Genomic DNA, 11233 nt, shown 5'->3' on the forward strand with positions numbered 1-11233 from the left:
GAGGCGTTCGCCCGTGAGCGCCCGGCCGAGGCGGCACCGACCGCAGACGACGGTCTTGTGGATGACACCATGGACCTCCTCGTCACCCGCCGTGCCCACGGTCATTCTCCACGCGTCGATACGCCACGGCGGCCCGTTCCTGGTCCTCGGGGACGGCCGACGAGTGTTGGCCGGCGAGGAGTTGGATGTCCTGGAGTGCGTCTGGGACGACTTCGACCGGTCCGGGGTGGCGCGCGGTTCCAGCTGGATATCCCGCGCCATCCGCGAACTGCTCACCGCCGAGCCCGAGCAGCTCGCCGTGTTCCTCCGCCGCCACCTTGCCGAGGAGCCCGGGGTCTCCCTCGGCGTGATCAACGGGCCCGCTGGGCCGCTCTACAAGGTCTCCTCGGGCGGCGCCCATCGCGCTCACCCTTTTCGTATCTTGGGCCTGCGCTGGATGGTCGCGAAGCTCTATGCCCGTATCCGGCCCCGCCGGTTCGAGGTCGCTTCCGTCATCGACACCGCCAAGGGCATGCCCGAAGTCCAGCGTGTCGGGCGAGGCTGGAACACCATGCTCGAGCGCGGACTCTTGCACGGCCGCATCCGCTACGAAGACGGCTTCGCCGACCTCGGCCTCGACCACGCTCCGGCGCCGTGGCTGCTCGGCGACCCTGTCTTCGCCAGCGCCTACAACACGGTTTACGAGCGCGTGTACCCCGGCGCGTTGACCGAGTGGGGCATCCCCGCCACCGCCTTGACCGGCCGCAAAGCCTGGGAGCAGTGGCTGTACGACTGACGATCACCAAGAGCGCGGCGCAGGTGTCTGTAGGCACTTCTTTGGGTTCCACTGCACGGTACTGAAGTGGCTGTAAGCGTAAGGAAGTTGATCTGGCTCCGCTCTGCGTTCTTGGTGCTGAATGGCTCTCGGGCGTCGGGATAGGGTCTGGTGGGGGGTGCGGGGGAATGAGTTTCCGGCTGGCGGCCTACGCCGTGTGCATCGAGGGCGGGCGGGTACTGCTCGCCCGTCACGTGCCGCCGAAGGGCGAGAGTACCTGGACCCTTCCGGGTGGCAGGGTCGAGCATGCGGAGGATCCGTTCGACGCGGTGATCCGGGAGGTCGCTGAGGAGACCGGCTGTGATGCGGTGGTCGAGCGCCTGTTGGGCGTGGACTCCCGGGTGATCCCGGCGGCCGAACGTGCCGTCCCCGGCGGACCGGAGCATCAGAATGTGGGCGTCTTTTACCAGGTTCGTATCACCGGCGGCCGGCTGCGTCCGGAGCCTAACGGTGAGATCGCCGAGTCGGTCTGGACTCTGGTTCCCGATGTCGCCCGTCTGCGCCGGTCATCGCTGGTCGACGTCGGCCTCGCCCCATGCGGGCGACCAGTCGGCGGCCAGCACCGGGCCGATCCCCGGGGTGTCCAGGCATGCTTCCTCGACTGCTCTCCGCATCTGCTCGGCGTTCGCAGCCAGTTGCGCGTCGAGCGCACTGGCTTTGTTCACGTTCAGACCTGCTGCTCGAACTGCAGGGCTTCATACACGCCCTCGGCGATGTCCTTACGGGTGCCGACGATCAGCGTCTGGGTGTAGACGTTGTAGTCGATCGACTGACCGTGTATCTGCGCCAGGAGCACGAGGTCCCCCTCGTCCGGTGCCGACTGCCACGGGCTGGAGAAACCGCCCAGTTGGACAGAGACTCCATGTGAGGCGCCGCCCGCTGCCGCGTCGCGCAGGGCGTCCTCAAAGTCGTCCAGGACGTCGTCCCGATCCGCGTCCCCGTCCAGGAACGCACTGGTCGCCTGGGCGTCACGCCAATCGGGCGCCACGGTCAGCCCCGGCACCGAATACAGAACATCCGGCTGGTAGACCCTGATCTGCCCCAGCTCCCCATCAAGCTCATATGTCGCCGCGCGTTCTGTGGTTCGCACGCCGGCAGGGACATGCAGCACCACCGAGGACTCCGGCTCGTACTCGATCTCGGTGAAGAACAACAGGCTGCCGTCGGACGGGAGCCGGATGTCCAGGACGTCACGAGGGATTGCGGCGCAGTCGACGGTCAGCGTCAGAGGCTCGCACCCATCGGGCCAGTTGACGCCCTCCGGCAGGCTGGGGACGCCTCCCGTGCGCGCAACAGGACGGGCCGCTTCCTGTTGGGCGAGCGTCAGGCTCTGGAAGGGAACCAAGTGCAGGCACGGCCGGGAGCTGACAAGCAGCTCCTGTGCCACGGCCGCGGGAACGCCATGCTTCTCGGCCGTCCGCAGAACGACCTCTTCCACGATCGAAGTAGTCATGACCTCGATCATGCCAGGACCCACTGACACCGACTGATCCTCAACTCACGTCCCTGAAAGCACAGTTACCTGCCTGCGGGCGTGAGTTCGGCCGAACGGCAGCCCGGTGGCACCAAACCGGTGCCGAAGGGCAGCGCGCCGGGGGAGAGGGCCCAAGGGCGTCAGCAGGGTCACCAGCGCATGCCGAGGGCGTCGAGATGGGCGCGGCGTTCTGGGCTGAGTTTGGTGGCGCGTCTACGGGGGTTGCCCATCCAGGTGGTGCGATGACCGCGCGGTCTTGGCTCCGATCATCTCCGTCGCCACCTGACACTGTACTTGGCGGCAGCTGCCGCCGGTACGCCCGGGTGACCACAGGCGCTGACCGGCCGGACCTTGATCCTGAGAGCAAAAGGAAGGTTCAATCGCCGGATGGCTGAGACTGACATTGACCTGGGAGTCGTGACGGCGCCGTCGGGAGTCCTCGTGTTGGGGATGGCATCGTGGATCGACTACTGGCCGCAGCTGGGCCAACCCCTGTCGGAGCGCGCAAGTGCCGCGGCATCGGTCGGCGGCGGACGCGTCCACGACTGGATGTGTGAGATGGCCGCAGTTCGCGCCGCCAGTGACAGGCCATTGACGGTGCGGGCCAGCACGGCGGCGTCGCCCTTCGACGGCGGACCAACCATCGCAGTCCTTGAGATCGATCTCGGTCTGCCATGGGCCGGCACCGCAGGGGACGAGCCGATCATCCTCGGCGACCTACCGGTCGACCGTTGCGGCATGGTGCTCGGTGACGCGCTTGCCCTGGACTCCTGGACCGGAGACGGCCATCCATCAACCGACGGTCTTGCCGATGTCGCCTACTGGGGAGGTTACGCGGAGGCCGCCAATCGTCAGTTCGGCGGTGAACTGATTCCGCGACACGGCGGTCAAGTGCGAGGGTGGCTCGACCTCCCGCTCGATGACGCCAAGAAGCTCGGCGACGCCCTCAACGACTGGGAAGGCGACGAACAGGGCCGGGGCGTCATGGTTGCAGTCGATGAGCATACCGACTTCCACCGCTTCAACCGCGCGAGTTGGACCCACCCGCTTCAGATCGGGGCCATCGAGGTCGCTGACTGCTCCGTTCTGGGGATCAACTGGGACAGCGGCGACCACTCGATGCGACATCGCGGCGAACGGCGCTTCGGACAGGTCTATCCCGTGACTCTTCAGCCTGGGCCCATGGGCCGGACAACGATGCGCTGGATGATCCCGCCCTACGAGCCCGGTCAGGACGGCTCAGAGTGATCAGTAGGAACCACCGACTAAGTCAGTTCCGCAGGTTCTTGATCATGACTGCGTAGACGGGGGAGTCGGCGAAGGGCTGTTGTTCACCGACTTTGGCGTACTCCCATGCTTCGTAGAGTTCCTGCACTTTAGGGTGGGTCACGTCGACGAGGAGTACGGCGAGGTCTTCGGTGCGCTCTTTCAGCAGTGCTTCGTGCAGGCGCTCGGAGATGCCCTTCTTGCGCCAGCCGGGGCGCACCATCACCTCGGACACGGCGTAGGTCGAGGTGTAACCGTTGTCCGGTTCGTAGTCGGTGGAGCGCCACCACTCGCGGCCGGGCGTGAGGGGGGCGCCGTAGGCGAAGCCGACCGGTTCGTTTTCGTCGTAGGTGACGACACAGGAGAAGCCCGCCATGCTGCTCCAGTGGTCAACGAACCAGGCGAAGCGCTGGTGGAATGGGTCGTCCATCTGGTCCGCGTAGGCGTCGGCGTGGATGTCGATGAGCATCTGTCGGAAGCCTTCGGGGAAGTCTCCGTGCTGGTAATGACGCAGGTCGGTCACGCTCGGCTCCATTCGGTCCGCATGCGGTCTGCCCAGGCTCGTGCGTAGGAGGCGGAGGGGGACAGTGCGAACAGGCCGCGGTGGAAGTCGCCGATGAGCGTGCGCATCCGGCCGGGCAGGGTGTCGGTGCCCATGATGGTGAAGACGTCGGATGCTGTCGCTGTGGCTTGTGCGGCGTCGCCTTGGTGTAGTTGTGCGAGGGCGAGCTGGGCCGTCGCGAGGGCCCTGTTGCGCCGGAAGGCTGTCGGGATCTTGGCCAGGGCGCGATGTGCCATGGCTTCGGCATGGGTGTGGTGCCCGGTGTGGTAGTGGACGATGGCGGCGAGGTGGTCGAGTTCGGCCCCGCCGTAGAAGGCCGTCCAGCGCGGACGTTCGTGTTCCGGTGTCTTGGCGAAGGCGTCCTGAGCCGATCCGAGGGTCCGTGCAGCGGTGCGGCCATCACCTAGTGCCGCGTAGGCGAGCGCGGCGCGGACGCGACCGAGCGAGTCGAAGAACGGGTCGCGTCGGGCGGCTGAAGTGGCTTGTGCCGCCTGGGCTGCCGCGAGCGCGTCCGGCCAGTTTTGCCGCTGGTAGGCAAGCATGGACAGGTTGACCCAGACCCGCATTTCGGTGGGGCCGTCCTGGGAGAGGCCGGCGTACGTTGCGGACTCGTTCAAGTGCCGTTGCGCATGGTCCAGGTTGCGGGCGTCGATGCAGGACCACGCGGCGATGGTGGAGTACTCGGCGGCCAGTGCATACAGGGCTCGGCGCACGGCCTCGCTGGCGTTGCGCTGCTGCAACTCCAGTACTCCGTTGCGGCCCTTCACGGCTGCCTTCTCCAAGGCTGCGTGACCGCCTTGGCGGTCGTCGGCTTCAACGAGCGCGTTCATCCCGGCGGCTGCGCGGGCTACGTCTGACATGCCGACTGCGCGGCGCTGGGCGGCCAGGGTCACCGCGGCGGCCGCGGTACCGGTGGCCGAGGCGATGAAGGTGCGACGCCGCACAGGGGCCTCCTGCGGGTAGTGCATGCTGCGTGGTGCGCTGAACCCTAAGTCCTCGATGGGGCAGTCGAACACCCGCTCCAGCGCCGCGCAGGTACGTCCGATGGGCCGGCGGGACGTTCCGTTGAGCAGGTTGCGGACCGTGCGGGCCGAGACTTCACCGGGGCGGCCGGTGATCTCTGCCAGCGCAGTGTTCATCCGGCCAGCCAATTCGTCCTGAGTGAGCCCGAGTTCCTCCATACGGCTCCTGAGGACGGCATTCGCTCCCATGCCCCCGACCGTAGACCGCTGGGCACCGACCGATCCAGAGCTCAGGTCACGGGAGCGTAAAGTCTTCCGGTCCGGGACGCGCTGTCAGAGCACGACGTTTCCTGTTCCTCACGGGTCACAGGTCGTTAACTCGGTATCAGCCCGTTGAGGTCCGCAATCTCCCCTTCCCTCGACGGCATGGAGGAGAGCCCGCCCCGGCGCAAACCCGTCGGGGTGGGCGTCCACCCCGAAGGGATGTTGTGACCATGACCGCCGCCCGACCTTCTGCGATCGACGCTCCCGGCTACACCGAGACGTTTGTGTGCGAGCCCGAATCCGCTCGCCGCGCCAGGCTGCTCGTTTCGGCCGCTCTGCACACCTGGGGGACAGGCGAGTTGACCGAAGCGGGAGTGCAGATCGTGGCTGAGCTCATCAACAACACCATCGAGCACACCCGGTGCCGCACTGTTCGCGTACTGGTCACGCGTCCGACGAAGAGGAGCGTACGTATCGGCGTTGTCGACACCTGTCGAGACGTACCCGAGGTGGACAGACCCGACCAGAACTCTGAAGGAGGGCGAGGCCTGTTGCTGGTTGATGCGCTGAGCAGCAGGTGGGGCTACGACCGCCACCGCTGGGGCAAGGTCGTCTGGGCTGAGCTGGAGGTGCCGGCCCCGCGGTGAGGTTCTGCCCGCCGACCTGCTTGCGCCGCAACACGTGTTCCGCAAGCCATCTGCAGCACGACTACCTTCCACGAGACGGGACGTTCATGTACGAGATCCGCCCGTACACCGAACACGACAGCTCAGCCGTCCGGGACCTGCACACGGTGCGTAAACGGTGGGCCAATCGGAGCGGTCTGTTACCCGCGGACCGCATCGCTGTCCGTCATCTGATGGGCAATCCCGGCGTGGACGTGGCATTGATGCTGCTCACGAAGGACAGTGCCGTCGTCGGCTGCGTTGTCCTGCACGCCACCCTCCCGTTCGGATGGACCGAGCGAGCGCGCCGAGCTGTCCCTGGCACTGTCCGCGCTGCACACCCATCCCGATCAGCAGGGCAAAGGTCTCACTCGCCTGATGACCCTGTGGGCGCTTGACTTTGCTGCCCGCCGCCCGGGCCCTCGCCTGCACTGAGTGCGCGCCACGGTGCCCGGTACCGCACTCGTCGCCTACTTCCGTAACCAGCTGGGCTGGGAGGAAGTCCGCGTCACGCACGATGGCGCTGCAGCCAGATGCAGCACGTCCCGCATCGCCAGCGAGGACGACCCGCCCTGATCGGGGGAGTGGCCCCGGCCCTCGACACCAGCACTTCGGCACCCGGCCGCGGCCGCGCAGATGCCGGTCCAGGCCTGTACGGAGGGCGAGCGCCTCGTCGACGAGCACCGCGGCAGCCGCACATGAGTGCGCCCCCGAAGCCATCGCCGCGCAGCCGGCTCACCCACACCGCGATTCCTATGGCGCTGGTCGCCCTCGTCGGAGCCTTCGGCTTTGCCCTGCTGCAAGGCCTGCGAATCGGCTGACACCTCGCTGGCCCCGTACCACCGGCGCTGACTGGCTCGGCGCCGGGTCTCCAACTGCCCGTTCCGGCGGACGGGAAGCCGGCCTCAACCAGCAGCACCGGCGAGGTCCGGGCACGACCACCGCACCCGCAGGGCGCGGTGCGACTACCGGCACCGGGCAACCGTCCGGGCCGCAGTACCGAGTAAAGAAGGGAGGGCCTGTCATGGAGCACCTGTCGAAGTCCGCGACCGCAGCCGCGGCCCACCGGACCCCGAGCGTGCGTCTCGGCGACATCGCCGTGCCATCCGGCACTGTGCGGATCGAGGACGTCGAGGACGAGGGCCCCTGACCGGAATCCGTGGCACCAACGTGATCCGGTACCTCACCCGGTGAAGTGACCGGCACCGGATCACGCTGCGTCCCTCCGGGACGGCCGCCACGCCACGAGCGGTGCCCCTCAACGCCCGTGCGTCGAGGGGCACTTCCCCCTCCAACCTATTCGTCCTCAACCCTGGGCACTTGAGAGCCAGGACCATTCACGTATTCGTCGGCCCCCCTTCCCCCGTACGAGGCGCTTCTCGCCCACCGGTCCGTGCGCCGCCGACCGCCCGTTCCACATGGCGACTTGTTCGATGCGGCGATCGCGGACACCGACACCGTCGTCCTCCTCGACGGCCTCTACCACCAGGTCCCCGCCCTGCGGCACAAGGAGATCCTTGCCCTCCTCGTCCGCGGGGTGCGCGTCATCGGAGCCGCCAGTCTCGGCGCGCCTTACGGGCTGCAATTTCAAGCCGGGAGTTAGCCACACTAGAGGTATTGCGATCGTGGAGAACGGAACGATCTACGCCGCGACGAGCGGGCAGAGGCTGATTGACAAGGAATTGATCAAGATAGTCAATGAGACCCTCAGGGAGGCTGGCGTCCCCCTAGGAAAGGGGGTGGCACATATGGCGGATCATGCCCAATCCAAGGTGGTCGCAATGATGATCCGCGACAATGTGGATGACGCAGCAAGGCACATAAATCACCCAGGGGGCATGCCCAGGGAAGATGGGGTGCCGATCATTACTGACCCCCATGCTGGGCAGTAAGACGCTTACTGTAGTATGGCCCAATGGAAAGGGTGGGTTTAATTCCCAAACATTCGGAGGGGTGCGTCCTAATGGCGGACAATTGCACCGAGGCGTTCTATCGCGACGAGCACGCGAAAGACCGGAAGATCCTCCGGACGGCGGATGATGTGGACAACATGATCGATGATCTGCTTTCGGGCCCGGAGTTCGAAAATACCGCTAAGCTGTGCAGCTTGGCGCGGCCAGAGCTGGCCGGATTCCCTGATCACGAGTTTACTGTCGGAATTAGCCGGAGTCGAAATCTCGGAATCGTAAGTATCAGGGATGAAAACGGCAATGCCGACTCGATCGGCGATTCGACACTTGAGGGCGAGGTCGCCTACTTCTTCGTCCAGCACAGGCGAGATTATCCTGCCTATGCTGAGGTGCCGATTTCTGTAGTGCGGCAGGCAGTTAAGGAGTTCGTGCTGTCCGGCGGTCAACGCCCGACGTGCGTTGAATGGCGCGAACCAGAGTTCTGAGACTAAATCCTTTCTGTTCTTCCTGTAGCTCGCAACATCTCGACATCGCCAGGTGGCCGCATCCCGAAAAGGTACGGCATCTGCGAATGTCAAGCCGCAGCGATCTCGGAATTGTACTGATCGCAACTGCGAGACGATGGTGGACGGGTGCGTGACCGGACGCAATGAGGTTGTTTTGGGCGGGCGATCTTGCGAGGTCGCCCGCCTGTCGACGATCAAGTTTTTCCCCAGGTTGGGCGGTTTGAGCGTCATGTAATTCCCCATCCCGAATTCTCCTAATTGGCCATGGGTAGCGCGGAGGTCGGGATCGAGGGACCTGGTCGTCGCGGAGCTGGTCAAGTTCCTCGTCCCGTGGTTCGGATGGCCGATGGGCAGCCCGGATGGCGAGGAGAACGTTCGTCGTGGTCGACATCACCGAGATCTACGTCCACTGGTACGCGGGCCGCTCGAAGAGTGAGCTGGCTGCGTCGCTCGGGGTGGACCGCAAGACGGTCAGGAAGTACCTGGCGCCGGCGGAAGCGTCCGGGATCAGCCCGGGCGGCCCGCCGATGAGCGAGTCCGACTGGTCGAAGCTGATCAAGGAGTGGTTCCCGGGGCTCATCGACAGAAGGCTGAGGCAGGTGACCTGGCCGGACATCGACCAGCACCGCGACTACATCAAGAGCCTGCTCGGGACGGTGACCGTCTCGACGATCCACCAGCGCCTGCGTGACGAACACAAACTGCAGGTGTCGATCTCCTCGTTCCGTCGATGGGTGCACGCGACGCTTCCGGACGAGGTGTCGAAGTCGCAGGTCACAGTGTTGCGCGACGACATCGAGCCCGGTTCGGAGGCCCAGATCGACTACGGCTTCCTGGGGCAGTGGATCAATCCGCGGACCGGGAAACGCCACCGGATCTGGGCATTCGTGATGGTGCTGCCGTGCTCGCGGCACATGTTTGTCCGGCCGGTGCTGCACCTGGACCAGCACGCGTGGACGGAAGCGCACGTCGCGGCCTTCCGCTACTTCGGCGGCGTCCCGCGCCGGCTCGTCCCGGACAACCTCAAAACCGGCGTCGACAAGCCCGACCTCTACGACCCGAAGATCAACAAGGCGTATGCCGAACTCGCAACGCGCTACGGAGCGTTGGTCGATCCGGCCCGGGCGGCGAAGCCGAAGGACAAGCCGCGGGTCGAGCGGCCGATGCCCTATGTCCGCGACTCGTTCTGGCGAGGCCGGGAGTTCACCTCGATCGAGCACATGCAGGCCGAGGCCGTGACCTGGAGCCAGCAGGTCGCCGGGCGGCGGAAGTGCCGGCCGCTGGGCGGGGCCGCCCCGATGACCGTGTTCGACGCGTTGGAGGCGGCCGAACTGCTGCCTCTGCCGCCGACTCCGTTCGTGCTGGCCCGCTGGTCGACGGCCACGGTCAGCCCGGACATCCACATCAAGGTCGGCCGCACCCTCTACTCGGTTCCGTGGAAGCTGATCGGCCGCCGCGTCGACGTCCACTCGACCGCCACGATGGTCCAGGTCTTCCACGACGGCCAGCTCGTCAAGACCCACGCAGCCCTTGACCAGGGCAAACGCACCGACAAGAGCGACTATCCGCCAGAGAAGATCGCCTTTCAGATGCGGACGCCGGTCTGGTGCCGCAGCCAGGCGTCCGAGGTCGGCGACGCCTGCCGCGAAGTCGTCGACCAGCTGCTGGAGGTCAACGTCCTCTATAGGCTCCGCGCTGCCCAGGGGGTCCTCGGGCTGCGGAAGAAGTACGGCGACACGCGTCTGGAGGCCGCCTGCGCGAGGGCCATCGCGGTTGGCGACCCGTCCTACCGCACCATCAAGGGCATCCTCATCGCTGGCACCGAAACCGACCCCGAGCCCGAGACCAGCGGTGATGCCGGGGCTGCGGCCTTCCTGCACGGCCCCGCCCGGCTCTTCGCCACCGTCGCGACCCCCGACGCGACGGATGACGACCACGACGACCAGGTGCACGACGAAGCCGAGGTGGAAGCCCGATGACCGTGATGGACGCCGCCCTGCGGGAGTCGCTCAAGGCCCTGCGGCTGTCAGGCATGCTGGAGACCCTCGACGCTCGCCTCGCCCAGGCCCACGGTGGCGAGCTCGGCCACCTTGACTTCCTCCAGGTCCTCTGTCAGGACGAGATCACCCGCCGGGAGACTGTCGCGTTCCAACGGCGCTTGCAGCGGGCTAAGTTCGAGCAGCAGGTCACCCTGGAGGAGTTCGACTTCACCGCCTCCTCGAAACTGCCCGCCGCCCAGATCCGCGACCTGGGAGCCCTGCGCTGGCTCCACGCCGGCGAATCGGTCATCCTCTTCGGCCTCGTCGGCGTCGGCAAGACGCACATCGCCCAGGCCCTCGGCCACCTCGCCGTCCGCCAGGGCGCCCACGTCCGCTTCGCCAAGACCAGCCGCATCCTCGCTGACCTCGCCGGCGGCCACGCGGACCGCACATGGGAGAAACGCGTCCGCGAACTCGTGCGCCCCGACGTCCTCATCCTCGACGACTTCGCCGTGCGCCAGCTGTCTGCGGCCCAGGCCGACGACCTCTACGAACTCGTCTCCGAGCGGCAGGGACGGTCTCTGATCATCACCAGCAACAGGGCGCCCAGCGACTGGTATCCCCTCTTCCCCAACCCTCTTCCCCAACCCCGTCGTCGCCGAGTCCCTCCTGGACCGGCTCATCAACACCAGCCATCAGGTGATCATGAACGGGCCCAGCTACCGCCCGAACAAGCGGCCTAAGGCCCGTCCCGCAATTGATGATCAGGCGCTAAGGGGGAGTCGGCCCGCTCGGAGCCAGGCCGAGGTTCATCTGCCGCCCGACTTGATC

Annotated in this window: 12 protein-coding genes and 1 pseudogene; 10 read left to right on the plus strand and 3 right to left on the minus strand. The window is 66.4% G+C overall.

The features are described from left to right. Window positions 1-61 precede the first annotated feature (61 nt). Both PH203_RS48730 and PH203_RS48735 read left to right on the plus strand, forming a co-directional pair. Entirely contained in the window at window positions 62-775 is a 714-nt protein-coding gene (locus PH203_RS48730; RefSeq protein ID WP_289929327.1) for a hypothetical protein, read from the plus strand. Between the two features lie 167 nt (window positions 776-942). Further along, window positions 943-1347, plus strand: a pseudogene (locus PH203_RS48735) (NUDIX domain-containing protein); the annotation flags it as partial. 134 nt (window positions 1348-1481) lie between these two features. Here PH203_RS48735 and PH203_RS48740 read toward each other — a convergent pair. Then, the gene (locus PH203_RS48740) at window positions 1482-2267 is read right to left on the minus strand and encodes a DUF1963 domain-containing protein (RefSeq protein ID WP_289929328.1); all 786 of its coding nucleotides are present in this window, start codon (window positions 2265-2267) and stop codon (window positions 1482-1484) included. A gap of 408 nt (window positions 2268-2675) precedes the next feature. Between PH203_RS48740 and PH203_RS48745 the strand changes: the two genes are divergently transcribed. Then, window positions 2676-3536 carry a hypothetical protein gene (locus tag PH203_RS48745; protein WP_289929329.1) on the plus strand — a complete coding sequence of 287 codons (861 nt, stop codon included), beginning with the start codon at window positions 2676-2678 and terminating at the stop codon, window positions 3534-3536. Between the two features lie 22 nt (window positions 3537-3558). Here PH203_RS48745 and PH203_RS48750 read toward each other — a convergent pair whose 3' ends face one another. Together PH203_RS48750 and PH203_RS48755 are read right to left on the minus strand one after the other, a co-directional pair. Beyond that, on the minus strand, window positions 3559-4089 hold the full coding sequence (locus PH203_RS48750) for a GNAT family N-acetyltransferase (RefSeq protein ID WP_289929330.1): 531 nt from the start codon (window positions 4087-4089) through the stop codon (window positions 3559-3561). Then, window positions 4074-5297 (minus strand): helix-turn-helix transcriptional regulator, encoded by a 1224-nt coding sequence (locus tag PH203_RS48755; protein ID WP_289929332.1) that lies wholly within the window; start codon window positions 5295-5297, stop codon window positions 4074-4076. The genes PH203_RS48750 and PH203_RS48755 overlap by 16 nt, the downstream gene beginning before the upstream one ends. Before the next feature lie 275 nt (window positions 5298-5572). Between PH203_RS48755 and PH203_RS48760 the strand changes: the two genes are divergently transcribed. The 7 genes from PH203_RS48760 (at window position 5573) to PH203_RS48790 (ending at window position 11145) form a co-directional block, all read left to right on the plus strand. Further along, window positions 5573-5989: an ATP-binding protein gene (locus tag PH203_RS48760; protein WP_289929333.1), complete on the plus strand. Its 417-nt coding sequence runs from the start codon at window positions 5573-5575 to the stop codon at window positions 5987-5989. A gap of 1042 nt (window positions 5990-7031) precedes the next feature. Next, complete coding sequence (locus tag PH203_RS48765; protein ID WP_289929335.1) at window positions 7032-7157, plus strand: hypothetical protein; 126 nt, start codon at window positions 7032-7034, stop codon at window positions 7155-7157. 276 nt (window positions 7158-7433) lie between these two features. Then, window positions 7434-7610 (plus strand): TfuA-like protein, encoded by a 177-nt coding sequence (locus tag PH203_RS48770; RefSeq protein ID WP_289929337.1) that lies wholly within the window; start codon window positions 7434-7436, stop codon window positions 7608-7610. Window positions 7611-7632: 22 nt separating this feature from the next. Next, a complete protein-coding gene (locus PH203_RS48775) occupies window positions 7633-7899 on the plus strand; it encodes a hypothetical protein (protein WP_289929338.1) in 267 nt (88 codons plus the stop codon). A gap of 71 nt (window positions 7900-7970) precedes the next feature. Beyond that, on the plus strand, window positions 7971-8402 hold the full coding sequence (locus PH203_RS48780; protein ID WP_289929339.1) for an Imm1 family immunity protein: 432 nt from the start codon (window positions 7971-7973) through the stop codon (window positions 8400-8402). A 401-nt stretch (window positions 8403-8803) separates the two neighbouring features. Next, window positions 8804-10402 (plus strand): IS21 family transposase, encoded by a 1599-nt coding sequence (gene istA / locus PH203_RS48785; protein ID WP_289929340.1) that lies wholly within the window; start codon window positions 8804-8806, stop codon window positions 10400-10402. Further along, window positions 10399-11145 carry an ATP-binding protein gene (locus tag PH203_RS48790; RefSeq protein ID WP_289929343.1) on the plus strand — a complete coding sequence of 249 codons (747 nt, stop codon included), beginning with the start codon at window positions 10399-10401 and terminating at the stop codon, window positions 11143-11145. Before istA ends, PH203_RS48790 begins: the two co-directional genes overlap by 4 nt. Window positions 11146-11233: the final 88 nt, after the last annotated feature.

The sequence above is a fragment of the Streptomyces sp. S.PB5 genome, assembly GCF_030403745.1.
GTDB lineage: Bacteria > Actinomycetota > Actinomycetes > Streptomycetales > Streptomycetaceae > Streptomyces.

What these genes read in the sequence shown, in the direction of transcription:
- PH203_RS48780 (WP_289929339.1), top strand. Translation starts at nt 7,971, where the DNA reads ATGGCGGACAATTGCACCGAGGCGTTCTATCGCGACGAGCACGCGAAA.
- PH203_RS48755 (WP_289929332.1), bottom strand. Translation starts at nt 5,297, where the DNA reads ATGGAGGAACTCGGGCTCACTCAGGACGAATTGGCTGGCCGGATGAAC.
- PH203_RS48745 (WP_289929329.1), top strand. Translation starts at nt 2,676, where the DNA reads ATGGCTGAGACTGACATTGACCTGGGAGTCGTGACGGCGCCGTCGGGA.
- PH203_RS48760 (WP_289929333.1), top strand. Translation starts at nt 5,573, where the DNA reads ATGACCGCCGCCCGACCTTCTGCGATCGACGCTCCCGGCTACACCGAG.
- PH203_RS48765 (WP_289929335.1), top strand. Translation starts at nt 7,032, where the DNA reads ATGGAGCACCTGTCGAAGTCCGCGACCGCAGCCGCGGCCCACCGGACC.
- PH203_RS48790 (WP_289929343.1), top strand. Translation starts at nt 10,399, where the DNA reads ATGACCGTGATGGACGCCGCCCTGCGGGAGTCGCTCAAGGCCCTGCGG.
- PH203_RS48750 (WP_289929330.1), bottom strand. Translation starts at nt 4,089, where the DNA reads ATGGAGCCGAGCGTGACCGACCTGCGTCATTACCAGCACGGAGACTTC.
- PH203_RS48740 (WP_289929328.1), bottom strand. Translation starts at nt 2,267, where the DNA reads ATGACTACTTCGATCGTGGAAGAGGTCGTTCTGCGGACGGCCGAGAAG.
- PH203_RS48730 (WP_289929327.1), top strand. Translation starts at nt 62, where the DNA reads ATGACACCATGGACCTCCTCGTCACCCGCCGTGCCCACGGTCATTCTC.